This window comes from Sphaerothrix gracilis Ecp01 (assembly GCF_030405905.1).
Taxonomy (GTDB): domain Bacteria; phylum Cyanobacteriota; class Cyanobacteriia; order Phormidesmidales; family Phormidesmidaceae; genus Sphaerothrix; species Sphaerothrix gracilis.
The window spans coordinates 84,805-109,558 of sequence record NZ_JASATW010000003.1 but is presented as its reverse complement, the minus strand read 5'-3'; the positions used below and the strand labels follow the sequence as shown (position 1 = coordinate 109,558).

The following is a 24,754-nucleotide window of genomic DNA, read 5'->3' as shown; positions in this document are numbered from 1 at the left end:
ATGCGTATTCCTACAGCGACCTATCGCCTCCAGTTTTGCCCGGACTTCACTTTCGCGGATGCGCAAGGCATTGTGCCCTATCTCAAGGAACTGGGCATTTCAGATATCTATGCCTCGCCGATTTTTAAGGCCCGCGCGGGCAGCCCCCACGGCTACGACGTGGTTGATCCGACGCGGCTCAACCCTGATCTGGGCGCAGAAACGGATTTTGAGGCCCTGATTGAGGCGCTACATGAGCAGCAGATGGGCTGGGTGCAGGACATTGTGCCTAACCACATGGCCTACGACAGCCAAAACCACTTTCTCATGGACGTGCTAGAGCACGGTTCTCAGTCAGAATATTTCCGCTACTTTGATATTGACTGGGAGCATCCCTACGAAGATATTCGCGGCAAAGTGCTGGCTCCGCTGCTGGGTGATTTTTATGGCCGCTGCCTAGAAGCCGGACAAATTCAGCTGGCTTACGAAGAGAGCGGCCTCACCGTTAACTACTATGACCTGAAGCTGCCGCTGAATATCGAGTCCTATGCTTTTTTCCTGAAGCAGGATATAGGACAGCTAGCGCGTGATTTAGGCCGTCGTCACCCCGACTTTATCAAGCTGCTGGGGCTGCTCTATATGATCAAGGGCATTGCTGCTGAAACAACCGGCCAGCAGCGCCGCGATCAGGCCCAATTTGTCAAAGAAATTCTCTGGGAACTTTACACCGACAATCCTGAAATTAAGGATTTCATCGATCGCAATATCAAAATTTTTAACGGTCAGCCCAACCATTCCGAGAGCTTTGACCGCCTAGATCAGCTTTTGGGTGAGCAGTTTTATCGCCTCTCTTTTTGGAAGGTGGGCGCTGAAGAACTTAACTATCGCCGCTTTTTCACCGTCAACGAGCTAATTTCGGTGCGGGTGGAAGACCCAGAGGTCTTTAGGAAAACCCATGACCTGATTAGTCGTCTGGTTAAGGCGGGGCAGATTGAAGGGCTGCGAGTGGATCACGTAGACGGTCTCTATGATCCTAGCCGCTACCTGCAGCGCCTGCGGGAGACGATGGGAGATACCTACCTCACCGTAGAAAAGATCTTAGAGTCAGATGAAAAGCTGCCTTCTCGCTGGCCGATTCAAGGCACTTCCGGCTACGACTTTTTGAACCAGGTTAACGGGCTATTTTGCGATCGCAATCATCAGCAAGCCTTTAGCCAAATTTACGCTCAGGTTGTCGGTCAGGTGCCCAGCTATGCCACCCTCTTCTTTGAGAAAAAGCGCCTAATCGCGGGTACTACGCTGGTGGGCGATATCAACAACTTGGCCCATCTGCTGAAGCAAATTGCCGGACAGTACCGCTATGGCCGCGACTTTACCCTGAACGGGCTGCGCAAGGCAATTCAGGAAGTCTTGGTCCAGTTTCCGATTTACTGCACTTATATCAACAGTACGATGGTGGGCGCCCGCGATCGCGCCTATATTCAGCTAGCCGTCCAGCGAGCACGCCAGAGCCTGCCCCGCTTGCTGAATGAGCTAAACCTGATTGAAAAAATTCTGCTGCTAGATGAACAGGAAACCATCTCAGAAGCCGAGCGAGCTTCCTGGCTGCACTTTGTCATGCGCTTCCAGCAGTTTTCTGGGCCGCTGATGGCCAAGGGGATTGAAGACACGCTGTTCTATGTCTACAACCGCTTTTTATCCCTCAACGAGGTAGGGGGCGATCCCAACCACTTCGGCCTGTCTCTAGAAGCCTTTCACCGGGCCAACCAGCAGCGGCTGACGAATTGGCCCCACAGCATGAATGCCACCTCTACTCACGATACTAAGCGCAGCGAAGACGTGCGATCGCGGCTTAACGTGCTTTCCGAAATTCCTCGCTTTTGGAAGCAGCAGCTCGATACCTGGCGAGAGCTAAACCGCGACAAGAAGCAAATCACTGAAGACCGCACCATCCCCGACGACAACGACGAATATTTTCTCTATCAAACCCTCATCGGCGCTTTCCCCTTTTCAGGGGAAGTTTCGCCTGAGTTCACCCAGCGGATCAAAGACTACGTTATCAAAGCTGTCCGAGAGGCCAAGGAGCACACAGCCTGGCTGCGCCCAGATAGCGAATACGAAGATGGTTTTGTTACCTTTGTAGAGAAACTGCTACAGCCAGGGTCAAACAACGAGTTTTTGCAGGTTTTTGTACCGTTTCAGCAAAAAATCGCTGCCTACGGCCTGTTCAACTCTCTATCGCAGACCCTGCTTAAAATTACGTCTCCCGGTGTGCCCGATTTTTACCAGGGCACTGATCTATGGGACTTGAGCCTAGTTGATCCTGACAATCGCCGCCCGGTTGACTACCAGGAGCGACTATCTTTCGTCCAGGAAATTAAGCGCCGCTGTCAGACCGGCATGATGAGCCTGCTGAGCGACTTAGAAGCCAGTCGTCAGGATGGACGGCAAAAGCTGTTTTTAATTATGCGGGCTTTGGCAGCCCGGCATCAGTATTTGCCTGCTTTTCAAAAGGGTGACTACATTCCCCTCAAGGTCGGCGGTACTCACGCCCGTCACGTTATTGCCTTTGCCCGCCACCATCAGGAAACTACTCTAATTGCGATCGCGCCTCGCTTTTTGACCGGGCTAATTCAGCCGAACATTCAGCCTTTAGGTCAGTCAGTTTGGCAAGATACTTACCTAGAAATTCCGGCTGAACTGCGGGCGAGTTGGCTAGACACAATCACGGATGCCAAAGTAGCAGGTGCGGCCCAGCTGCTGGTCGGGGATGTTCTGCAGCATTTTCCCGTTGCCCTGCTGGTGAGTCAGCCCGTGCCCTAATCTGCGTAGAACAGTACATCAGTCGGCTGAAGTCATAACTGATTCAGACTTCTGCAAAACACAGCCTAGGTTCAGGTTTCTCTCAGCTAACTCTGACACAGTGAGGTCGTGGAGTCATGTAGGTGTATAAACCCGGGTGACTCTGCTGCAGCCCTTCGGAGAGAAAAATGATGGAAGCTACTAAATTTGGCGGTCGCATTCCCCTAGTGCTATTGCTGCTGCGCCTCAGCGTTTTCTGGGTCATGCTCATGTGGGCGCTCGACAAATTTTTCAACCCTGCCCATGCCAGTCAAGTATTTGCTGCTTTTTATGGCCTCCAAGGGATAGGAACGGCAGTTGTTTACGGAATTGGCGTCATTCAGCTACTGATTATTATTGGGTTTCTGCTTGGAGTACAGAAAAAATGGACTTACGGAGCTGTACTGGTGATGCATGGACTTTCAACCCTGATTTCATTTCCTCGCTATCTGGATCCTTTCGCCAGTCCCAATCTGCTATTTTTCGCGGCGTGGCCCATGTTAGCAGCCTGCTTTGCCCTATTTTACCTGCGGGATCATGACAGGCTATGGACGGTAGGCCACTAGGCTAAAAGCGCCACCAGTTGCTTTTACAGTCGTGCCGGAGCTAGGGCCATAGCATTATTTTTTCCGTTCTGTACTACGGTTTTCACTTAAACTTTTCTAAAAACGACGAAACTTTGGTAAAGTTGCCGCCGTCTCAGACAAAATAGGGACAGATCGTACAGGCTGTCCCTATTTTGTTTATCAATGAGGTGCACTCATGCTCAATCCGCATCTACTCAAGCGAACCACGCTTGTGTTCCTAAGCAGTGTTTTGGTACCCGTTGTCACCCCTGAGGTCGTACAAGCAGCCAGCTTGGTTCAGCCGTTTGAGGTTTTTATTGACTCCGGCAGCCTATCAGGTCAGACCTTTGCCGGGACGGCAACCTATGACAGTGATGAGTTACTAGGCGGGGCCACTGTGGTTTCAGCGGCAGAGGGCTTAGCCGTCAAGTTTGACTTTGCGGGGATTGCTTATGACGAAACAGATGATTTGAGCTTCCCTAGCTTTCCAACCCTCAACTTCAGCCCAGGAGGAACACTGCAAGGGTTGACCTACTCCGTCAGCCAGGGCGGCGTTACTTTTGACCTGTTAGGGGAGGCGTTTCAGTACGAATTCAGCGGTTCAACAGCGCCGGGAGAGACGGCTTTTGGTCAGGGTACTGTCACCTATGGCTCAACTACCACAGCGCCCGTGCCTGAGCCTTTGACCTTGCTGGGCTCAGTTGCTGCTGTAGGACTGGGCTACGCCGCTAAGCGGAGAATGGCAGCTAGCTAAATCGGCTAAGGGTTTCCGTTCCTTTTAAACGCCTGCGTCAGTCACCTTACGGACTGCGTAGCGCGTTTTTTGTCTTATTGGGCCTTGCCCGGTGCCGCGATCGCACTTTGTGCAGTTGACATTTCTTCATAAAAACGGCACAACAGAAGTAATTCCAGCTTTCACGCAGCGATCGCTCCGCTACAGGTCTTGGCTTTGACACATGAATATAATTTTATTGGGCTTTTTAGGTAGCCTTCTCGCCGGTTTAGGCACCGGGGTGGGGGCGCTGCCGATTTTGCTGCCCATCAATCTGACAGAGCGGACTCAAGGGGTGCTGCTGGGTCTGGGCGGTGGGGTGATGCTAGCCGCGACTTCCTTTTCCCTGATTGTGCCGGGCAGCGAGTTTGCCGTTGAGCAGGGCGCTTCGCCTGCCACTGCGGCGCTGATCATGGGGGTGGGTATTCTGCTAGGCAGCGCTGTCCTTTGGTGGGCTAACAGAAATTTTCCCCACGAACACATTTTTAAGGGGCGAGAGGGGCCGCAAGTTAAGTACCTCAAGCGCGTTTGGCTGTTTGTGATTGCCATCACCCTGCACAACTTTCCCGAAGGGCTAGCGGTCGGCGTTGGATTCGGAGGGGGAGAAATTGCTAGCGCCACCACTTTGGCAGTTGGCATTGGTTTACAGAACGTGCCAGAAGGACTGGTCGTGGCCTTGGCGCTGCGAAATCTAGACTATTCTGCCTTTTACGCCCTGTCAGTCGCCACTCTGACCGGACTAGTTGAACCCGTGGGCGGGCTGCTGGGCGTGAGTATTGTCAGCATTGCGCAGCCGCTTCTACCCTGGGGCATGGCTTTTGCTGCCGGGGCAATGCTGTTTGTCATTGTGGATGAAATTATTCCTGAGGTTGATCAAAAGTCTTTAGGCCAAAGCGGCACATTCGGGCTGATTGCCGGATTTGTCGTCATGATGTTTCTAGACATTGCTTTGGGCTGATTTTTATCTCATCAGGGTTCAGCCCCGTGCAGCAAAATTTAAATTAGCTCTATTAGTCACTGTTGCCCATTACAGTCGGTCACAGCGTCAATTCCCTGTAGCTGGCAGGGAATTTTTGTTGATTATGTTTAGTACAAATGTACTAAAAACAGGTTATGATTTAGGCGTGACAGCGGTGATGGCTGCAGCCCATTTTGACCAAGGGTCTTAGGCGATCGCCTCAAATTTTGCGTAGGCATGAGGAAAGATTTGATGACTCAGCAATCAGCGACCACTGCCTCGACTCGAGGACTGCGTTATTGGCTAGCGGCTAGCACCCTGCTGGCCCTAGTGGGGGTTTTAGCCGATTTTCGTCCTCGGCTGCACCCAGCAACACAGCCCGCTGTTGATACGGAAATTTGTCAGGAAGTGATTCGCTCTGAGTCGCGGCTGTCACGCGATCGCCTCAGCCAGCTACTCTCTGTACCTGAGCGCTCTAGCCGCGCAGCCGTACAGCAGCTAATCGATGCTCCCTTTTGCACGCTGCCGCAGCTTGCCGTCAGAGCTGGCGTCATGGCGGAGCGAGAAGCCTATCCGCTCGAATTTGACCCTGGCACCTGGTTTATCGTGCTCTACGAAGAAGACGAATACGTCGGCTATGACTTTAGTTTTCGGCACTAGCGACTAGTCAAACCGATTGAACCAGGAGGAAAGTTATGGGGTCAAGAAAGCGAGCAACGGGGCTGGGCCTTTTGACGACACTCTGCGGTCTGGCAGCGCCAGCAGCTGCGCGGGCAGATTTGCTAGACTTTTCGGTTGAACCAATGCCAGCAGGCTCGCCAACAGCCTCTAGGTCGCCAGTTGCTGCCAAAACTGCACCAGCCTTGCTCTCCCAGTCGGCCAGACCCACGCCGGTTGAAGTCTCTAAACCTGCAGTCCCGCCATCCGCCATGCCCGCTGCCGCCCCAGTCGCCGCAGACACGGTGCCCCAGCCAGCCTCCTCCAGTGGCGCTGTCACCCTAAATTTCTCACCGCCGCCAGCGGCATCCCCTGTCAGCCAAGCGCCTGTCTTAGCAAGTGACCGTCAAGGCCGGTCAGGCAGCGATCGCCTGCTTTTACCTGTCCCCACTTCGCCACCTGTGCCAGAACCAGCAACTGAGGCCACCTTGCCGCCCCCGCCTGAGGCGGCTATGACCAGTACCGATGAAAGCTCAGCTTCTGAACCGCTGTTTGCCGGTGGCCCCCATTCTTTAGTGGCCAAGGCCATTGGCAGCGCTGAAGGGACGCGCACCCCAACCGGGCAGCGCACCCCCGCCTACTACGGACATGTCGATCCGGGCAACGGGGTATGGAACCTGGGCAGCTTTTCCTATCAGCACGGAGCCAGTTCGCCAGAAGAAGCAGATATGAAGCAGCTGGCGCGGCTGCAGCAGCAGGCCAAAGAACTTAAACGGCAGGCGGCTGAGCAAGCGCTGACCCTGTCGCTGGCGGAAGAACTCAACGGCCTCGACCTGGCAAATCAGGCACCTTTGGCGGCCCTCGATCGCGGCTACATTGTTTGGCTACAGCAGGCTAGAGAACTGCACCTGCCGGAAACCGAGGCGGTTCTCTGGGCTAGAACGCGCTCGTTTCTAGATCCCGACACGGGGGCTTGGAACGCTCCCGGCCTGGGGAACAACGTGCAGGACATTAGCCGCGATCAGGCTAGACGTCAGCAGGCCATTGCTAAAGCGATCGCCGCTCATTATCCGCTCAGTTCACCCCTGATTCAGCCTGAGCCTGAGCCAGCAGTCGGCCCAGCAAAATCGAACCCAAAAGCAGCTCGCTCTCTGACAGCAACAGAAGAGTCTGAACTGGTCGATCAGTTTTTGCAGCAGGATTATTTGATAGAGCCAGGACTGACTCCAGGCGACTGACGCAGATAGTCAGAGAAAGTGTCTTGAGGCGGGACAGCCCAAAAACTGCTACAGCCAGTTCACAGGCTGCGAACTTGAAACGTCACCATAGCAATTGAAGCCGCTTCTATTGCTTCATCGTTTCCCCCACGACTCTATGATTGCCATGCGCCGCCTCACTCTTTTAACCGCCCTTACCACGGCTCTTTTCGGCAGCTTTTCTGCGCCTGCCCTGGCCCAGCAGATGAACAGCCTGCCGCCCGTGCCGGTTGTGCCGAGCGCAACTAGCCGGGCTGCGGCCAGCCCGACGCACTATCAGGTGTTAATCCCTGTTAATGCCACAACTTTGCAGCAGCGAGTGCGACAGGTTGAGCCGAGCGCTTTTCAGACCACGGTTGGCGGAGAAGTCATGATTCAAGCGGGACTGTTTCAAGAGCAGCGCTGGGCAATGGCGCTGCAGCAGCGTTTAGCGGCTGCTAGCCTGACGGCTGAGGTACGGCAGCTGCCAGCAGCGGGTGGCCTTACCTACCAGGTTGTTGTGCCAGTTCGAGCCGATGTCATACAGGCCCAGGTGCGGACCATTGAGCCGGGTGCCTTCCCAACGGTGGTCAACGGCCAGACCATGATTCAGGCAGGCGTTTTCCAGGAACAGCGCTGGGCAACAGCACTGCAGCAAAAATTGGCTACCGCCAGTTTAACCAGCCAAATCGTCACAGTAGCGGCTCCCCTCGTCACTGTGCCTGTGGTCGATCGCCCCCAGACCCCCGTTGCCCAAGTAACAATCATGCTTGATCCAGGGCATGGAGGCCGCGATCCGGGCGCAGTTGGAATTGGGGGGTTACAGGAAAAGTCAGTCAATTTGGCGATCGCTGAGCGGGTACAGCAGGTATTGCAGCAGCAGGGGATGCAGGCGGTCATGACCCGAGCAGACGATCGCGAGATCGATTTGGAACCCCGCGTTGCTCAGGCCGAACGTTTAGAGGCCGATCTGTTTGTCAGCATCCATTCCAACGCCATTAGCCTCAGCCGCCCCGATATTAACGGCCTGGAAACTTACTACTACCAGACTGGACGAGGGCTAGCCGAGTCTATTCATAACAGCGTCTTGCAGCGGAGCGATATTCGCGATCGCGGCGTACGGCAGGCCCGTTTTTACGTTTTACGCAACAGCTCTATGCCCGCTGTACTGGTAGAAACAGGCTTCGTCACCGGGCGAGAAGATGCAGCTCGGTTTCGGGACGCAGCCGCCCGCAATCAGATAGCCGAGGCGATCGCCCAGGGCATCATCAGCTACGTAGAGCTAACCCGCCTAGGCCAGCCAGTTTAGTTTTCCAGTGCCTTGCCCGTTTCACCTACCGCGCCGGGTTTACGAACGGGCTTATCACGATTGGCAGCCCACTTCTCTGCCTGAGCCGTTGCAATCGGAATTGCTCTCGATTCGTCATAGCCTTCATCTAACAGGGCATTGGCGATATCAATCGCCTTGTGCCGCGTCTCAGTGGCGAGATTTTTCATAGAGGTGGGATAGTCACTGTAGGTCCAAGGCATTAATCTTCATCCACAACTGCCTCTACAGTAGCTGCTGTGTCTGCCTCAGGCGTAACTGCCCCAGGGCTGAGCTTTTGCCGTACCAGTTGCTCAACCTTTGCCGCAAGTTCTGGATCCTCTTGCATACGCTGGATGGTGTTGTCGCGGCCCTGACCGATGTTGTCCCCCTCGTAGCTATACCAGGCCCCTTTGCGCACAATAATGCCGGCGGTTTCGGCCATGTCCAGCAGACAGCCCAACCCAGAAATGCCCTGACCAAAGAGAACGTCAAATTCAGCAATGCGGAAAGGTGGCGCTACCTTGTTCTTTGCCACCTTGACCTTAGCCCGGATCCCGTACTCATCGCTGCCTTTCTTCAGGGTTTGAATGCGGCGAATATCCAGACGCACTGAGGCATAAAACTTCAGCGCATTACCGCCAGTTGTGGTTTCTGGATTGCCGTAAACAATTCCGATTTTCTGCCGGAGCTGGTTCAGGAAAATGACCGTACACTGCGACTTGCCAATATTTCCCGTAATCTTGCGCAGGGCTTGACTCATCAGTCGGGCCTGCAGGCCCATGTGGGAGTCGCCCATTTCACCCTCAATTTCAGCCCTAGGCGTCAGCGCTGCCACCGAGTCAACCACAACCAAATCGATTGCAGCAGAACGCACTAGCTGATCGACAATTTCCAAGGCCATTTCTCCCGTGTCTGGCTGAGAAACTAGCAGGTCTTCGATATTGACGCCCAAAGCTTCAGCATAGATAGGATCTAGAGCATGTTCCGCATCGACAAAAGCGGCCACGCCTCCCGTTTTCTGGACCTCAGCGATCGCATGTAGGGCTAAAGTGGTTTTGCCAGAGCTTTCCGGACCATAAATCTCAATAACTCGGCCCCTGGGCAGCCCCCCTCCCAACGCCACGTCCAGGGTAAGCGCCCCTGTGGGAATCATGGCTACCTGCATCCGGCTGGCCTCTCCCAAGCGCATAATGGAGCCTTTACCAAAGTTGCGCTCAATCTGGGTTAAGACAGTGCCCAGAGCCTTTTGCTTTTCAGAAACTTCGCTTTTCGTTGCCATTACCGCCTCAGAGCAAATTCACGTTGAAGCAGGTCTAAAAATTAGAGCCTGCATATAGAGCCAAGATTTTTATGCAATAGAGCTAGTTTAGTACCTTTGAACTAATTCAGGCATAAGCAAACCATAAAATTTTGGCCTTGACTGCAAAAAGCTGCCTGCAGCCCCTCCGAAATAGAGCGTGAACAACTACCCCTAACTCAGGACCTGTTGCGGCTACAGCCACAACAGGTAAAGCACGAGTAAAGTTTTTTCGGAGAAAAAGTAATTTATCTTAAATAATCCGTAAATAGAGATTAAGAAGGGTTTAAGAATTACTCCTTATTTCCTAAGCTCCATAAGTGTTTGCAAGCCTAAAGCGTGCTTTTTAAGACATTGTTGCGCTAAATCCTGGATTCATAGAATTTTGATGATTTATCCAGTGCAAAATGAGGTTTTTGAGAAAAACCGGGCTTTATGGTTACAGCGTTAATTCCTTCTGCACTCAGTTATCAGTTATAGGTTCCTTCAATATTTTGAGTATGGCAAAGTCTAAGAAAACTGTCTTAGTGACAGGCGGTGCAGGCTATATCGGCTCTCATACTGTTCAAAGGCTACAGCAGTCAGGCTATCAGGTTATTGTCCTTGATAATTTAATCTACGGTCACCGAGAGTTCGTTGAGGAAGTCCTGCAGGTGCCTTTAATTGTCGGGGATATTGCTGATACGGGCTTGCTGCAGGATATTTTTGCTACTTACCCGATTGAGGCCGTCATTCACTTCGCTGCCTACGCCTATGTCGGAGAATCAGTTCAAAATCCGACCAAGTACTATCGCAACAATGTAGCTGGAACGCTAGCGCTGCTAGAGGCAATGGTGAAGGCCAACGTCAATAATTTGGTCTTCTCTTCAACCTGCGCTACTTATGGCGTTCCCCAGCAGATTCCAATCCCCGAAAGCCATCCCCAAGTCCCTATCAATCCCTATGGCCGCAGCAAGCTGATGGTTGAGCAAATGCTGGCAGATTTCGGTCGCGCCTACGATTTGAAATCAGTTTGCTTTCGCTACTTCAATGCGGCTGGCGCTAGCCCTACGGGCGGACTCGGAGAAGATCACGAACCTGAAACCCATTTGATTCCCCTTGTCCTGCAGACTGCTTTAGAACGCCGCGAGGCTATTTCTATCTTCGGCACAGACTACTCAACGCCGGATGGCACCTGCATCCGCGACTATGTTCACGTTGTCGATTTGGCTGCAGCGCATGTCTTAGGGTTAGAACACTTACTGGCAGCAGGAAACAGCGAAGTTTTCAATCTCAGTAATGGCAATGGATTTTCAGTCAGACAGGTGATTGACGCGGCTGAGCGCGTCACCGGATACCCGATTCCAGTAGTAGAGAGCGATCGCCGCCCTGGGGATCCCCCAGCGCTCGTTGGCACCAGCGAGAAAGCTAAGCGTCTATTGGGGTGGGAGCCTGAGTATCCAGAACTAGAAGTCATTATTCGTCATGCCTGGGATTGGCACCAAGTCAGGCACCGGGAAGCTGCCCGCACCAACATCGCTACGGTAGCCATGAGCTAGTTGTTTTATGAGTCAAATTACTAACCCGTCATCCCAGCGGCAGGAACCTCTAGTCTCGGTTGTAATTCCGGCCCACAACGCTGCCCTGTTTATTGAAAAAACGCTGGTATCAGTTTTAGGCCAGACATACCCTAATTTTGAAGTGCTGGTTGTCGATGATGGCTCTCAAGATGCTACTGCCGCAATTGTTCTGCATTTAGCTCAGCAGGATGCCCGCATTAGGCTGATTCAGCAGCGCAATAGCGGCGTGGCAGCCGCTCGCAATACGGCAATTCGGCAGGCGCAGGGAGAGTTTATTGCGCCGATTGATGCCGATGATCTCTGGCGGCCTGAGAATTTAGCTCGTCAGGTAGAAGTGATGCAGGCGGGTGGCGAATCTGTAGGTTTGGTTTATAGCTGGTCAGTGGACATTAATGAGAATGATCTGCCGACGGGGGAGTTTCGAGCTGCTCAGATTGAAGGGCAAACCTTAGCGACTTTGACCTGTCACAACTTTATTGGCAATGCTAGTGCTTCCATGATTCGTCGCGCTTGCTTAGAAAAGCTGGGCGATTACAACACCCAGCTACACGCGCTTAAAGCCCAGGGCTGCGAAGACTGGGATCTGTATCTCAGAATTGCCGAACACTATGAGTTTCGAGTCGTACCGGAGTTCCTAGTAGGCTATCGCAAGCTCTCTCAGGGCATGTCAGGAGATTTAGGCAAAATGGCGGCTTCGCACCAAATGGTGATGCAGGATCTCCGGCAGCGATCGCCGCAAATGCCTGCTTTTCTATGCCGCCTGTCAAGCAGCAGTTTTTATATATATCTGTCACGTCAGGGCTATCAGTATGGCAACTATCGCAGCGCCCTGTTCTGGCTCAAGCAGGCGCTCAAGGCAGAATGCATTACGCCGCCATTGAGATTAGGACTCTACCCGTTAGGTTTATATAGCCTATGGGCCAGCACCCAGCCGCCCAACCCAAAGACAGCTCAGCAGTCCCCCAAAACGACTCAAAAGCTGACTACGCAGGTTCCGTTTCAGTCGGCAAAAGCTGATTGGCAATATATCAAGTCCTTCAGCCTGTCTCTAAAGCTTACCGTTGGCAGCGCTTTGCACTATTTACTAAAAACCCTCTATCACCGCAAACCCTCTACATCTACTTATGCTGTATCCAATTAAAGTTGCCGACATTGAGCTGAGCCAACCGTTACCTACCCTTGAAGGTCTAGAAGGGTATCTGGGCCTGCAGGGGCTGGTTCGACTGCATGGTGTACCTATTGGCTATGTCCAGGTACCCATTACTAACGGTTGTTGCACAGCTCACTCGCTCAGCCAGCTCATCTTGGAGCAGCATAGCGACGCCATTGTTAAACAGCTCCTAAAGCAGGGTTTAGCCGTCAACCAGCCGCTGGATGCCTTCAAACTTGAGGATTTGTGGAACATTTTGCCACTGCAGTTTGAGGGGGACTGGCCGCTGGTGACGGTAGCAGTTTGCACCCGCGATCGCCCAGAAGATATCGATCGCTGTTTGGCCGCCATTATGCAGCTAGACTATCCGCGCCTAGATCTGCTGGTCGTAGACAACGCCCCGACAAACGACGCGACCCAAGAGATCATTGCAGCTAAATATCCCCAGGTGCGCTACGTCCGCGAACCCCGACCAGGATTAGACTGGGCCCGCAACCGCGCCATTCTAGAGGCTAAAGGTGAGATTATTGCCTACACCGATGATGATGTTGTTGTCGATCCGGGCTGGGTGAAGGCTTTGGCCCAGGTTTTTGCTGAAAATTCTGACGTCATGGCAGTGACAGGTCTGGTCGTGCCCTATGAGTTGGAAACAGAAGCTCAGGTTTTATTCGAGCACTATGGCGGCTTTGGTCGTGGCTTTGAGCGCAAGTGGTATCGAGCCAAAAACGGACAGGCCGTGCCCTGGCGGCTGTTAGGGGCCGGTCAGTTTGGGACCGGAGCGAATATGGCCTACCGCCGCAGCGTTTTCGACATAATTGGCTACTTCGATCCGGCTCTGGATGTCGGTACGGCCACCAACGGCGGCGGCGACCTAGAAATGTTCTTTCGCGTCATTAAAGCAAAATACACTCTGGTCTATGAGCCTCAAGCCCTCATCCGCCATCGTCATCGCCGCCCGTACGCCAAGCTGAAAACGCAAATTAGCAATAACGGCAGTCTCTATGCCATGTGGTCGTCCATTGCGGCGACCTACGCCGATCAGCGACTCACCTGCCTTTACATTGGCATTTGGTGGATGCTGTACTGGAATATGCGCCGTTTAATCATCTCCTACCTCTATCCCGGTCAGTTCCCTAGGGATCTAATCTGGGCTGAGCTAAGAGGAGGACTGACAAGCTTGCGCACCTATCCCCAGGCCCGTCAACAGGCGGCTAAAATTCAAGCTCAGTTTGGTCCCCTCGCGGCCAGTCTCGTTCCTAAAAAATATCGGGCCGATGCCGCCGCACCCACTCCCTCAGGCAAAATCGCTATTCGCACTGTTGAGCTGAGCCAGCCGCTCCGGCCGCTAGCCGATTTGGCTGACTATGCCAAAGTTAGAGTCTTTTTAACCTGGCGGCACAAACTCCTAGATAGCTGTGATATCGACAACTGCCAGCAGACCGTCAGCACTTCTCAGCTCATTACAGCAATTGTCAACACATTAAACACCAAACTGCTAGGGCTTTTCCAAGATTTGCCTGCCACAACTTCATGGGCTCAGGCTAGGGTAGCTTTGGCGGCTCACTATCAAAACCTTGAAGGAGCAAAGCAATCACTGCCTGAGCCTGTTCCGGTTTCCATTATTTTGGCAACCTACGATCGCCCTGACGATCTGCGGAACTGCCTGCGTCATCTGCAGGCTCAGGAAACTGCCCGGCCTGTTGAAATTGTGGTGATCGATAATCACCCCGCGTCAGGACTGACAGCGCCGATAGTCGCTGAGTTTTCTGATGTGGTGCTGATCAATGAGCCGCGTCAGGGATTAGCCTATGCCCGCAATGCGGGCTTTATCGCGGCAACAGGAGAGATCCTGATTGCCACTGATGATGATGTGACCATGCCTCCTGACTGGATTGAAAGGCTCGTAGCGCCCTTCTGTCGGCCCGATGTCATGGTGGTTACGGGGCATGTACTTCCCATTCAGCTTGATACGCCCTCACAGCAGGCTTTTGAAAACTACGGCGGCTTGGGCAGAGGCTTTGAACCTTTAGAGGTAGGAGCAGACTGGTATGAGCTTTTTCCTCACAAACCCTCGCCTACCTGGAGCTTAGGGGCGACGGCAAATGCTGCTTTTCGCAGCACCCTCTTTAGCCATCCGGAAGTGGGTCTGATGGCGGAGGCGTTGGGGCCGGGAATGCCTTCTGGAGTCGGCGAAGATACCTATTTGTTCTACAAAGTGCTGAAGGCAGGCTACACCATTCTCTATCACCCAACAGCCTATGTCTGGCACAAGCATAGAACCGATCAGTCGGCACTGAAACGACAGCTATACAACTACAGCAAAGGGCACGTTGCCTACAATCTTACAACCTGGCTCCAGGATGGGGATTGGCGAGGACTGGCCCAGGTTCTGCTCGGTCTTCCCTTAGCCCACTACTACCGGATTAAGGAACGCCTGTTGGGACGCAGTGACTATCCGATCTCCCTAATCTGGCTGGAAATTCGGGGGAATCTGGCAGGCCCTTGGTCACTGTGGCAGTCTTATCGGCGCGTTAAGCGCGAGGGACGGAGTCGCCCGCCCATTAGTTCTGACCTGAGAATGCCTGCACCGCCAGTCGCCAGTCAAAGTCGGCAAGTAGAGACGTTTTTATGAGCAGAGGCTTCTTTATCTGCTCAAGCTGACCTGCAAGACTCAAGTAAATATTCGGTATGGCTCATCCTCGCTCTTTTGGTTCTAGGCAGTCTCGCCCTAGGTTACGACTGCCCTACTTGTATGACTTACTGCGATCGCTGGTCGATCGCGACATGAAGCTGATGTACAAGCGTTCAGCGCTGGGAGTCACCTGGACCCTCATCAGCCCCCTACTGCAGCTGCTGGTTTTTATCTTTGTTTTTCAGGTTATTGTCAAAATTGACATTCCCCAGTACGCGTCCTACGTTTTCACCGGACTGCTGGTTTGGAACTGGTTTCAAAATTCACTGTTTCAGGCCACGGGTATTATCATCAGCAGCCGGGCACTGATTCGACAGCCCGGTTTTCCCACCGCTATTTTGCCCATCGTTGTCGTCACAACCGGACTGGTTCATTTTGTCTTAGCCCTGCCCGTCCTAGTTGTTTTTTTGCTGATTGACGGCGTACAGTTAACGCCCTGGATTCTGGTGCTGCCTCTTTTACAGCTAGTGCAGTTTGGCCTGACAGTTACGCTTTCCTATTTCTTAGCGGCGCTCAACGTCACCTTCCGCGATACGCAGCACACCTTGGGCGTATTGCTCCAGTTCTTGTTTTATCTCACCCCTATTTTTTACGAGTTGAGCAACATTCCCGATCGCTACTGGTATGGCTATGGCCTCAATCCAATGGTGCATATTGTCACCTGTTATCGGCAGATCCTAATGTGGGGAGCACCGCCCGACTGGCTAGCTTTAGCGATCATTTCCGGCTTTATTCTGCTACTGTTGCCCATTGGCTACCGCGTCTTTAAGCGACAGAGCCTGCGATTTGTAGAGGAGATTTAAATGGATGAGGCCATCCTGGTTGAGAATTTAGGCAAGCGCTTTCACCGCTATCACGCTGAAAAGCCAGTCACCCTTATGGAAGCAGCCCTGAAAGGTTGGCGCCGTATCCGGCCTACAGATCATTTTTGGGCTTTGCGAGGCGTTACTTTCACGGTCGCGGCGGGCGAAATGCTGGGCGTCATTGGTCATAACGGGGCCGGAAAATCCACTCTATTGCAGCTTTTGGGCAAAGTAGCCTATCCGACTGAAGGCCGGATCAAAATGCGGGGGCGCGTGGGGGCGTTGCTCGATCTAGGGGCGGGTCTGCATGGCGATCTTACCGGGCGGGAAAATCTGTTCGTTTCAGCGATTGTTGCCGGACTGCGACGGCAAGAAGTAGAGCGACGATTTGAGCAGATTGTCGCTTTTGCGGAACTGGAGGGCTTCATTGATAATCCTGTGCGCACCTACAGTTCGGGGATGATGATGCGCTTAGCGTTTGCGATCGCTGTACATACAGATCCTGAGATTCTGCTAGTCGATGAGTTTTTATCTGTTGGCGATTTGGCGTTTCAGACTAAGTGCCTCAACCGCATTGACGCGATGAAGCAGCAGGGATGCGCCATTGTGCTGGTGTCGCACGATGCTAGCCAAGTAGCTCGCTTATGCGATCGCGCCCTTTGGCTCAAACACGGCACCGTCATGGCTTATGGTGAACCGACCGTCGTGGCAGGGCAATACACCAGCGAAATGCAGTCGCAAACCCAGCAGCGCACCCCCAACCGTCCAGATCAGCTTACAGCCGCAGGCACAACCCTACAGGTAAACGAAAATCGCTTTGGTTCCTTGGAAGCCGAAATCACCGATGTTCGCTGCTTGCCAGCAGCCACTTTAGTTTCAGGCGAGGCCCTCCATATCGAGATTGACTATCACAATCCACAGCAGCTAGAAAGCGCCATTTTTAGCGTGACGCTGACGCAGAACAATGGAGAAGCCTGCTTAGATACGAACACGTTAGAGAGCGGCATGACTTCGATTACCCTGCAGCAGCAGGGCACAGTCAGACTCATCTGCAATCGCTTGGATCTCAATAAGGGGCAATATTTTGTAAATGTAGGCATGTATAGACAAGACTGGTCATACGCTTATGACTATCACTGGCATGTCTATCCGCTGTTGGTCAACTCAGCCACCGCTGCTAAAGGAGTCCTGCATCCGCCCATGCGCTGGGAAATCGTCAACCGCAGCGAGAGCCTTCAAGGCACTGAGGCATTGACCCATAGATCGCCGTTGTAAGTCTCTATTCCCTGGTCTATCTCAAGTTCATCCTCTCATGTGGCAACGGCGCTTAATTTTTCCCTTAGTTCTAGGATTTTTAATTGTCTTCTATGGGGCACAGGCCGGATGGGCAGATTTAGAAGCTGGCCGCGTCGCTGCGTTAAAAATTTACGACAGTCCTGTAGGAATTACGACTCGCTATATCGGAGCCTGCGAGGGCAACATCAACTTCGATTTAGCTGATATTGCTGACCTAAACATCAACACCTATCGGATCTATGGCGGGATGTCCCGTTGGGAACCGCAAGATGATGATGGTCGCTATGGCCTGCCGACTATTGCTCAAATCAAAACCGATCCCAGCGTTATTGACTGGGACTGGTGGGATACCGTCATGACGCGGCCAGCAGGTGGGAGCGACTATGGCTGGTCTGGCAATGCTGCCGATCTATGGCAAGGTAGCGCCCGTGATCTATTCTCAGGGCTGAAGCAGGCCCATGTCCGCCCGGTGCTGACCCTGCGCAACAGCGATGCGGGCTGGAATCCAGACTGGGCTTTACAGCTCAACCCCCCTCGCACTGAGGCCGACTGGAACGAGTGGTGGGAACATGTCTTCGCCACTGTCTACTGGCTCAATGTCCGTAATGACTACCAGGTTGATGACTTTGAGATCCACAATGAGCCTGACAATCGCGAACAGGGATGGGGCGGCACTCAGCTAGATTATTTTGAGCTAGTGCGGGTTGCCCAAGAGGCTATTAGCTACGTTTACGCAACTTATCTGCCTGATCGCCCCTACCATATCCATGCGCCTATGACGACGGGGGACAGTAGCTGGCCCAATGCGGTCTTGACCAAGATTCCGCAACGTTTTGATAGCGTCAATGTGCATAGCTACGCAGCCGACATTTCACCGTATATGCAGCAGGTCCATAGCTGGATGAATACCAGCGGCTATTCGACTGCGCCGCTATGGCTGGGGGAATGGGGCACTTACACTGACGGCTATGATGATTTAGATTTTGCCCTTGGCTTGCTGCAAAATTTGATTCGGGCAGCCCAGCCCGGCGATAGTCATGTTTATGGCAGTCATTTGTTTTCGCTCTATGACTGGGGCAAAGCAGATGGGTTTGCGGGCCTGATCAACGCCGAGGGCGATCGCCGTCTTAGCTATTACGCCTTACGCATGGGGATTCGAGCGTTGCAGGGAGGGCGTCCGGTTTTACTCAGCCAATTTGAAAACGGTGCCGACTTAATGGCGATCGCAACTCAAGATTTTCAAAATTCGCTTTTTGTTTTAATTGTTAACAGCTCAGCAACAGCAAAATCAGTCAGTTTGAACAGCGCTGAGCTGATAGAAAGCGGCACTGCTAAAGTTTGGCAGATCAGTCAGCAAAAGTTAGACACAATCATTGCCGAGAAATCTTTTCAGGCTGGCAGTCTTGAAGTCTCTTTACCTAAAAAATCCGCCATGCTGCTAAAGCTGCAAAGCAAATAGCCTTCAGTAGGAGAATCGTACTTCTCCAAAACTAGGCTTAAGCAACTTTAAGAAAAGATTGTCTTGTCTTTAAGCAAAAATTAAAAGCATGCAGGATTTACTGCTGCAAACGGGCCTACAATTGTGTTGGCTAATACCCCCAAGGCCACAAAGCCTCTTTTTTTGCTTGCAAGGTTAAGAAAAGATTGTCTTTTACTTATTCAAAGGTAAATTGTGACTTGGCTCAAACGAAGCTAAGTCGTAGCAGTGTGAATTATGATCAAGGCCAAAATTTCGTCTCAGTATTTAGCAAGCGCGTTTTTCTTGATCGCGGGTATAAATGCTTTTATGTTGGGTGGCACCTGGCTATTCTCTATCTATTACCGGGACAATTTATTAGGCGACTGGAATACTGGTTCAGCCATAAAATATGTTTTAGTTCAATTTAATTTAGCGACAGAAAATGTGCTAGCTAGCTGGTATTCTTCCATGCTCCTTTTGCTAGTAGCTATTATGTCGCTTATTTGCTTTAGCGCTGATAGAAAGCGATTTGCCCATAAAAATGGCTGGCTCAATGGCGGCTGGCTCTTTTTCTCTCTCATATTTGCTTTACTATCTTTGGATGAAATTGGTTCCTTACATGAAAGAGTAGGGCAAATAGCCTCTTTTAACCCTTTTGGTGGCTATGCTTTGGGATGGGTTTACGTTTTAGCTATTCCCATTGCTACCGTCAGCAGTTGTATGCTGATTTTTAGCTGGATTCGCTTAAGAAAACACTGGCTTTCTCTAATCTTTTTATTATTGGGAATGGCTTCATTTATCAGTATTCCATTCCAAGAACATATAGAAACCGCTATGAAAATAGCAGCCGGAGAGGGCTGGCATCGGCCTATATTTTTGACGCTACTGGAAGAGGGGGCTGAACTGTTTGGTTCTTTATGCTTCTTGATCGCGACTACTCTATACGGTAGCTGGTCTGGGAAGAAAACGGACATTTTAAGCCTGTCAGATATTAAGCTAGAGCTTTCTTACTCACAGAAAAAGTCACTGGTCTATGGGATCGCGGCAATTGTTTGCGTCGGCATAGTCATGATTTTGCTGGATCTGACCATAGCGCAGGCAGAGGGAGATACAGGAATAGCTAAAAATTGGTTTCCTAGCGCTGCCGCTTTTCTATCGGCTTTGATCTGTTTTTATCGCAGCAGCAAGCAGTCAAAAATTGGCAGATATCAAAAATCTACGTATTTTTTAATGGGATTTGTGAGCCTGATTTTTTCTGCTTATTACGGCAGCGGCCTCTATCTGTACACCCTATGGAGTTCTACGTTTACTTCGCAACTTATCCTCGGATTTTCAATCGCCGTGACTACAGCAACCACAGCCATGTTCTTTCTAAGAGCCAAAATTGTTGGCTGGCAAAGCTGGGCAATCGCTCTAGCGTGGCTGACCTTGTTAGGATTGGCCTTTAGCTTTGGCAAATTCTATGCGCCGCAGTTGAGCTATCTAGCTTTCTCTAGCCTGCTGCTTTTCCTTTGCAACTACGCCCCAAACCTAAAACCTGTCCCGGTGCTTTCACCTCTAGTCAAGAGATATTGAAAGAGCGATCGCTCCAGCACTGGCGCTACAGAACAATATTTTTACGGGCGATCGCAGGCTGTTTGCCCAGCAAACCCGTCATCAAGCGTAAGGCCAACTGCTTCACCGGGCGTATATGCTGCAGTCCCCACATGCCTCGGCGTCGCAGCCACACTAGCGGCCCCCACTGATTAGAAAAAGCCCGATTGAGAAAGTCGGTAAAGCCCAAGACCACAAAGTTTTCCAGCCGCCGCCAGCGCTGGTAGCGCTTCAGCACAGTTAGTGAACCAATATCTTCACCCCGGCGATGAGCAGCCTGCAGTACCTGCGCCAGCGCCGCCGCATCGCGAATTCCCATATTGAGGCCCTGCCCGCCGACCGGATGGCAGCAGTGCGCTGCATCCCCTACCAGCGCCAACCGTGGCCTGACGTAGGCGTTGCTCTGCATTAGCTGCACCGGAAACAGCAGTGGCTCGCTAACTAATTGCAGACATCCCATCTGATCGCCATAGCGCCGTTCTAGTTCTGCCATAAATTGGTCTGGAGGCAGTGCCATCATCGCTTTTGCTTCTGCGTGGGGAGCCGTCCAGACAATCTGACAGCGCCCATCTGACAGCGGCAAAATGGCAAAGGGGCCGCTGGGCCAAAACCGTTCATAGGCTATGTTGTCGTGGGGCTGCTCTGGGGCTAAAATCGCCGTAATACAGGACTGCCAGTATTTCCAGCCGCTGGTTTTAATGCCTGCCTGCTGGCGAATTTGCGATCGCGCGCCGTTGGCGGCTACCAGCAGTCCGGCGGTTAGCTCGTAGTGCTGATCGCGATCGCTCAGTGCTAACCAAACGCCCTCCGAACGATAGTCAACTGAGGTCAGTTCGGTTGAGCAAAGCACCGTAATCTGAGGGCACTGACTTACCCGCTGCTGTAATGCCCGCATCAGCACCTGATGCTCAGCCGCATAGTAGACCGCAGGGATTTGTAAATCTGTGGGCAAAAATTCAACAGCGCGGGGATAGTTGGCATCAGAAAGGCGGACGCACTCAAAATGAGTAATGTGAGGGGCAATCTGCTCCCACAGCCCCAGTCCGGCAAAGATGCGCCCCGATAGGGGAGACATGGCATAGGCCCGGCTGCGCCCGGCTGCTTGTGCCCAGCTTTGGGCCTCAATGACAGTCACGCTCAGCCCAGAATCCTGCAGCGCGCAGGCCAGCGTCAGTCCTACAATTCCACCGCCCACGATCGCCACGTCTGCTGTCAAGGGCTGCGTAGCTGGCAGTTGAGGGGCAGCGACAGAGCTAGAGTGTGACATGACTGAATCCGACGGCATGAGAAACGAGCAATCGTAAAAGGAATCGAGTAAAAATGCTTACATTAACTTTTATTATTGTGACGCGATCGCTGAGATGCCGCAAGGCAGGTTTGATGGCGCTTACTAACATTTAGAGTCGGACTGAAGTAATGTCAGTTGCCCTTACTGGCGGCGCAATTCCTCAGCGGTTAGTAGTTGATTTCTGTCCTCACAACGGCGGTTTACCCGTCAAAACCTCATGAAACTCATCGGTATGCTTTGTAGAGTCATTGCTGCTGCTGGGCAAGCTAGCGGGGAACTTAAAACGAACTTTGAGAGCGCTATTCAACTGTGAAATTCTTGCCTTTGCTTTCAGCTTGCCTAGCGGTTCTGGTCTCTGGCTATACAGGTTCTCCAAAGGCGATCGCTTCAGAGCAGCCCACTGCCATTTTCCATGCCTTCGACCAGCCCTACCGCGAAGTTGAAAGGGCTGTCTGCCAGCTAGCCGAACAGGGCTACTCCCACATTCAAATTGCTCCCGCGCAAAAGTCTCATCCTAGCCCTAACTGGTGGGCCCGCTATCAGCCAATTGACTACAGCGTGATTGAGGGGCGCGGCTCTGAGGCAGATTTGCAGGCGCTGATTGCCACTGCCCACGGCTGTCAGGTGCAGGTGATTGCCGACGTGGTGCTGAACCATATGGCAAACCTGCCGGAGTATGCCACCCTAGGCTTTCCTCAGTTCTCCCCGGCGGATTTCAACAATCGCTGCGAAATTGATTACGGCGACGGCGATCGCACTTCAGAAACCGACTGCTGGCTGGGTGGACTGCCCGATCTCAATCAAACTCGGCCCAACGTCCAGGCACTGCAGCAAGCCTATTTACAAAAGCTTTTAGATTTAGGCATAGACGGTTTTCGCGTGGATGCGGCTAAGCACATTCCTGCCAGCACCATCAAAACGGCCTATATCGACTACATCAATCAGGCCAGTCAGGGAGAAACCTGGAATTATCTAGAAGTGATCACCGACAGCGACACCCGGCCCGAAGACTATAACTGGATCGCTGCGGTCACTGACTTTGTTCTCTACAACGCTATGAGGACGGCTTTCAGTTTTGGAGGAGATTTGCGATCGCTGCGCCTTCCTGCCGCCATAGCCGATCCCCACAGCGTCACCTTTGGCCACAACCACGACACCATCTTGGCGCTGAATGACTATGCCATCAATCCCTATGACGAACCGACCGATGCTCACTTAGCGACGGCCTATGTGCTAGCCCGCCAGTCAGGCACGCCCCTGATCTTCGGCCCGGATAATGCCAAAGTTCCTTACATTCCCTACGGCGTCAAGTTTCGGCAGATAATGCGGCAGCGAGCCGAGGCAGGTCAAAACGTAGATGAGTCCGTTTTAGCCGCGATCGACAGCTCAACAGTGCTGCTGCTCGAACGAGGAACGGAGGGCTTTTTTGTCGTCAATAAGGCGGCTGAGCAATTCGACACGCCAGTTTTAGACCTGACGCGCTCTAATCTAGAGGGCTGCTACCGGGAACTGCGCCACGACTTTAAGGTGGCGATTGAACAGCGCAGCAACGGCAAAAAATACGTGACGCGCTGGGGTAGCTGGGAGCGGGGCGGCTTGCAAATTAGCGGACGCGATGCCCTCTATTTTGTCCGCGATTCCTGGCAGCAGTGCCCCTCTGGCTCAAACTGACTTTTCTCAAAATTACTTAGCCAGCTTCACCTTAGTCGCCAGACCAACGGACTGCAAAAAGCGAATGGTGAGCCAGGTGATATCCAGTTCCCACCACTTTGTCCAGTTGCAGGCCGAGGACTGGCAGGCATGATGATTGTTGTGCCAGCCTTCGCCGTAGGTCAGCAGTGCTACCCACCAGCAGTTGGTTGAAGCTTCGTCGGTTGCGTGCGTGCGGTAGCCAAATTTGTGGCAGGCACTGTTGACCAGGCAGGTGCAGTGGAAGCCCACAAACAGCCGCACTAAAATGCCCCACACGACAAACGGCCAGCCGCCTAGGGCGTACAGCAGCACCGCTAGCCCTAACTGCAGGGTGATGTAGTGATTGTGGCAAAACTGATAAAACGGATCGTCGGCAATATCTTTAGTAATGCGGGGGACTTCGGGCTTGGTGGGCACCTCATGCATAAGCCAGTTAATATGACTCCACCAAAACCCTTCGCGTGAACTATGGGGATCGAGGGGCTGATCGGTGTGCAAGTGGTGAATGCGGTGATATCCCACCCACCCAAAGACAGCGCCCTGCCCGGCCAAGGTGCCGCAAAAGATGAAAAAATACTCCAACCACTTGGGGACCTGTAAGCTGCGGTGGCTAGCCAATCGATGAAACCCCAAAGCAATGCCTAGCCCGATTGTGACCCAGTGCAAGAAGAGAGCCACACCGACGGCAGTCCAGCTAAAGTTGCTGGGCAGCAAAGCCAACAGCGTCAGCAGGTGCAAAACGACAGTAGGAACGATGACTGACCAGCGAGGGCGGGGCGACGCAGAAATTGCAATAGTCACAGATATGTTAAAGTTCTTTACTTTTCTCGAAGCTTATCATACTCAAAGTTAAAGCAGAGTTAGCTTTCCTGGCAGCTTTACTCACATCAGAAAAGCTGATGGCTAGCAGCAACTTCAAAGAATCTTGGCTTTTTGGACACAGACCGCGATCGCTTAGCTAATAGTAGAGATAAGGGGGTGGCATTGGCAGCCAAGGCTACCTTGCTGGTTTGCTTGGGAAGATGAGTCATGATGCAGAGAATTCTAGTTGCCGTCGATAATTCAGAGCACAGTCAGTCGGTGGCCGATGAGGCGATCGCGCTAGCCAAGGCTCTAAAAGCGCAGCTTCATTTCTTCCACGTCCTGCTGCCGCTAGACGGGGGATATCCCAATCCGCTCTACATTACCAATGACGGTATGCACTCCATGCTGGCAACTGAGTCTTTTCAGAACTATGTCAACCAGTGGCAAGTGGCGAAGGAGCAGGGCGAAAACCTGCTGAACTGGTATAGCCAGTCGGCTAGAAGTGAAGGGCTAACGGTGATGTGCAGTCAGGCAGTGGGCGATCCCAGCCGCGCTATTTGCAATACGGCGCAGCAGTGGCGAGCGGATTTGATCATGATGGGACGTCGAGGCCGGAGCGGACTGAGCGAACTGCTCTTGGGCAGCGTCAGCAACTACGTCATGCACCATGCAGATTGTTCAGTGCTGACGGTGCAGGGAAAGGCAGTGGAGACGGTGGAGCAGCCGGAGATGGCGGCGGTGAGTTCGTAAGATTTGGAGACAAGGCTAAGAAGAGGGGGTAGTAGGTAGTCGCGTAAGGTTTAG

General features: G+C 52.6%; 20 protein-coding genes. 16 read left to right on the top strand and 4 right to left on the bottom strand.

Features of this window, described 5'->3' with window-relative positions:
* From treY to QJQ48_RS03990, 7 genes are all read left to right on the top strand, one after another.
* The gene (gene treY / locus QJQ48_RS04020; protein WP_346289911.1) at window positions 1-2,802 is read left to right on the top strand and encodes a malto-oligosyltrehalose synthase; all 2,802 of its coding nucleotides are present in this window, start codon (window positions 1-3) and stop codon (window positions 2,800-2,802) included.
* 170 nt (window positions 2,803-2,972) lie between these two features.
* Window positions 2,973-3,386, top strand: coding sequence for a hypothetical protein (locus QJQ48_RS04015; protein WP_346289910.1), 414 nt, complete (start codon window positions 2,973-2,975; stop codon window positions 3,384-3,386).
* Between the two features lie 196 nt (window positions 3,387-3,582).
* Window positions 3,583-4,140 carry a PEP-CTERM sorting domain-containing protein gene (locus tag QJQ48_RS04010; protein ID WP_346289909.1) on the top strand — a complete coding sequence of 186 codons (558 nt, stop codon included), beginning with the start codon at window positions 3,583-3,585 and terminating at the stop codon, window positions 4,138-4,140.
* 202 nt (window positions 4,141-4,342) lie between these two features.
* Window positions 4,343-5,116: a ZIP family metal transporter gene (locus QJQ48_RS04005; RefSeq protein WP_346289908.1), complete on the top strand. Its 774-nt coding sequence runs from the start codon at window positions 4,343-4,345 to the stop codon at window positions 5,114-5,116.
* A gap of 252 nt (window positions 5,117-5,368) precedes the next feature.
* Entirely contained in the window at window positions 5,369-5,776 is a 408-nt protein-coding gene (locus tag QJQ48_RS04000; RefSeq protein ID WP_346289907.1) for a hypothetical protein, read from the top strand.
* Between the two features lie 35 nt (window positions 5,777-5,811).
* The gene (locus QJQ48_RS03995; protein ID WP_346289906.1) at window positions 5,812-7,011 is read left to right on the top strand and encodes a hypothetical protein; all 1,200 of its coding nucleotides are present in this window, start codon (window positions 5,812-5,814) and stop codon (window positions 7,009-7,011) included.
* Window positions 7,012-7,147: 136 nt separating this feature from the next.
* Entirely contained in the window at window positions 7,148-8,317 is a 1,170-nt protein-coding gene (locus QJQ48_RS03990; RefSeq protein WP_346289905.1) for an N-acetylmuramoyl-L-alanine amidase family protein, read from the top strand.
* On the opposite strand, the gene QJQ48_RS03985 is transcribed toward QJQ48_RS03990, so the two are convergent.
* Window positions 8,314-8,538 (bottom strand): DUF2188 domain-containing protein, encoded by a 225-nt coding sequence (locus QJQ48_RS03985; RefSeq protein WP_346289904.1) that lies wholly within the window; start codon window positions 8,536-8,538, stop codon window positions 8,314-8,316. The genes QJQ48_RS03990 and QJQ48_RS03985 overlap by 4 nt on opposite strands.
* Window positions 8,538-9,596, bottom strand: coding sequence for a recombinase RecA (recA, locus tag QJQ48_RS03980; protein WP_346289903.1), 1,059 nt, complete (start codon window positions 9,594-9,596; stop codon window positions 8,538-8,540). The genes QJQ48_RS03985 and recA overlap by 1 nt, the downstream gene beginning before the upstream one ends.
* A 518-nt stretch (window positions 9,597-10,114) precedes the next feature.
* Here recA and galE point away from each other — a divergent pair.
* The 7 genes from galE to QJQ48_RS03945 all read left to right on the top strand — a co-directional run bounded on the left by galE (window position 10,115) and on the right by QJQ48_RS03945 (window position 20,148).
* On the top strand, window positions 10,115-11,152 hold the full coding sequence (gene galE / locus QJQ48_RS03975) for a UDP-glucose 4-epimerase GalE (protein WP_346289902.1): 1,038 nt from the start codon (window positions 10,115-10,117) through the stop codon (window positions 11,150-11,152).
* Window positions 11,153-11,159: 7 nt separating this feature from the next.
* The gene (locus QJQ48_RS03970; protein ID WP_346289901.1) at window positions 11,160-12,314 is read left to right on the top strand and encodes a glycosyltransferase family 2 protein; all 1,155 of its coding nucleotides are present in this window, start codon (window positions 11,160-11,162) and stop codon (window positions 12,312-12,314) included.
* The gene (locus QJQ48_RS03965) at window positions 12,298-14,955 is read left to right on the top strand and encodes a glycosyltransferase (protein WP_346289900.1); all 2,658 of its coding nucleotides are present in this window, start codon (window positions 12,298-12,300) and stop codon (window positions 14,953-14,955) included. Before QJQ48_RS03970 ends, QJQ48_RS03965 begins: the two co-directional genes overlap by 17 nt.
* A 56-nt stretch (window positions 14,956-15,011) precedes the next feature.
* On the top strand, window positions 15,012-15,818 hold the full coding sequence (locus tag QJQ48_RS03960) for an ABC transporter permease (protein ID WP_346289899.1): 807 nt from the start codon (window positions 15,012-15,014) through the stop codon (window positions 15,816-15,818).
* On the top strand, window positions 15,819-17,093 hold the full coding sequence (locus QJQ48_RS03955; RefSeq protein ID WP_346289898.1) for an ABC transporter ATP-binding protein: 1,275 nt from the start codon (window positions 15,819-15,821) through the stop codon (window positions 17,091-17,093).
* Between the two features lie 37 nt (window positions 17,094-17,130).
* A complete protein-coding gene (locus QJQ48_RS03950; protein WP_346289897.1) occupies window positions 17,131-18,573 on the top strand; it encodes a hypothetical protein in 1,443 nt (480 codons plus the stop codon).
* A 255-nt stretch (window positions 18,574-18,828) separates the two neighbouring features.
* Entirely contained in the window at window positions 18,829-20,148 is a 1,320-nt protein-coding gene (locus QJQ48_RS03945; protein ID WP_346289896.1) for a hypothetical protein, read from the top strand.
* Between the two features lie 25 nt (window positions 20,149-20,173).
* Here the strand turns inward: QJQ48_RS03945 and QJQ48_RS03940 are convergent, their stop codons facing one another.
* A complete protein-coding gene (locus QJQ48_RS03940) occupies window positions 20,174-21,433 on the bottom strand; it encodes an FAD-dependent hydroxylase (RefSeq protein WP_346289895.1) in 1,260 nt (419 codons plus the stop codon).
* A gap of 339 nt (window positions 21,434-21,772) precedes the next feature.
* On the opposite strand from QJQ48_RS03940, the gene QJQ48_RS03935 reads away from it, so the two are divergent.
* The gene (locus tag QJQ48_RS03935; RefSeq protein ID WP_346289894.1) at window positions 21,773-23,125 is read left to right on the top strand and encodes an alpha-amylase family protein; all 1,353 of its coding nucleotides are present in this window, start codon (window positions 21,773-21,775) and stop codon (window positions 23,123-23,125) included.
* A 12-nt stretch (window positions 23,126-23,137) separates the two neighbouring features.
* On the opposite strand, the gene QJQ48_RS03930 is transcribed toward QJQ48_RS03935, so the two are convergent.
* Complete coding sequence (locus tag QJQ48_RS03930; protein WP_346289893.1) at window positions 23,138-23,947, bottom strand: acyl-CoA desaturase; 810 nt, start codon at window positions 23,945-23,947, stop codon at window positions 23,138-23,140.
* A gap of 228 nt (window positions 23,948-24,175) precedes the next feature.
* Here QJQ48_RS03930 and QJQ48_RS03925 point away from each other — a divergent pair, with 228 nt between their 5' ends.
* On the top strand, window positions 24,176-24,700 hold the full coding sequence (locus QJQ48_RS03925; RefSeq protein ID WP_346289892.1) for a universal stress protein: 525 nt from the start codon (window positions 24,176-24,178) through the stop codon (window positions 24,698-24,700).
* The last annotated feature ends 54 nt before the right edge of the window (window positions 24,701-24,754 follow it).

Bases quoted from the DNA above. Each gene is read 5' to 3' on its own strand.
- treY (WP_346289911.1), top strand. From the start codon at position 1: ATGCGTATTCCTACAGCGACCTATCGCCTCCAGTTTTGCCCGGACTTC.
- QJQ48_RS04015 (WP_346289910.1), top strand. From the start codon at position 2,973: ATGGAAGCTACTAAATTTGGCGGTCGCATTCCCCTAGTGCTATTGCTG.
- QJQ48_RS04010 (WP_346289909.1), top strand. From the start codon at position 3,583: ATGCTCAATCCGCATCTACTCAAGCGAACCACGCTTGTGTTCCTAAGC.
- QJQ48_RS04005 (WP_346289908.1), top strand. From the start codon at position 4,343: ATGAATATAATTTTATTGGGCTTTTTAGGTAGCCTTCTCGCCGGTTTA.
- QJQ48_RS04000 (WP_346289907.1), top strand. From the start codon at position 5,369: ATGACTCAGCAATCAGCGACCACTGCCTCGACTCGAGGACTGCGTTAT.
- QJQ48_RS03995 (WP_346289906.1), top strand. From the start codon at position 5,812: ATGGGGTCAAGAAAGCGAGCAACGGGGCTGGGCCTTTTGACGACACTC.
- QJQ48_RS03990 (WP_346289905.1), top strand. From the start codon at position 7,148: ATGATTGCCATGCGCCGCCTCACTCTTTTAACCGCCCTTACCACGGCT.
- QJQ48_RS03985 (WP_346289904.1), bottom strand. From the start codon at position 8,538: ATGCCTTGGACCTACAGTGACTATCCCACCTCTATGAAAAATCTCGCC.
- recA (WP_346289903.1), bottom strand. From the start codon at position 9,596: ATGGCAACGAAAAGCGAAGTTTCTGAAAAGCAAAAGGCTCTGGGCACT.
- galE (WP_346289902.1), top strand. From the start codon at position 10,115: ATGGCAAAGTCTAAGAAAACTGTCTTAGTGACAGGCGGTGCAGGCTAT.
- QJQ48_RS03970 (WP_346289901.1), top strand. From the start codon at position 11,160: ATGAGTCAAATTACTAACCCGTCATCCCAGCGGCAGGAACCTCTAGTC.
- QJQ48_RS03965 (WP_346289900.1), top strand. From the start codon at position 12,298: ATGCTGTATCCAATTAAAGTTGCCGACATTGAGCTGAGCCAACCGTTA.
- QJQ48_RS03960 (WP_346289899.1), top strand. From the start codon at position 15,012: ATGGCTCATCCTCGCTCTTTTGGTTCTAGGCAGTCTCGCCCTAGGTTA.
- QJQ48_RS03955 (WP_346289898.1), top strand. From the start codon at position 15,819: ATGGATGAGGCCATCCTGGTTGAGAATTTAGGCAAGCGCTTTCACCGC.
- QJQ48_RS03950 (WP_346289897.1), top strand. From the start codon at position 17,131: ATGTGGCAACGGCGCTTAATTTTTCCCTTAGTTCTAGGATTTTTAATT.
- QJQ48_RS03945 (WP_346289896.1), top strand. From the start codon at position 18,829: ATGATCAAGGCCAAAATTTCGTCTCAGTATTTAGCAAGCGCGTTTTTC.
- QJQ48_RS03940 (WP_346289895.1), bottom strand. From the start codon at position 21,433: ATGTCACACTCTAGCTCTGTCGCTGCCCCTCAACTGCCAGCTACGCAG.
- QJQ48_RS03925 (WP_346289892.1), top strand. From the start codon at position 24,176: ATGATGCAGAGAATTCTAGTTGCCGTCGATAATTCAGAGCACAGTCAG.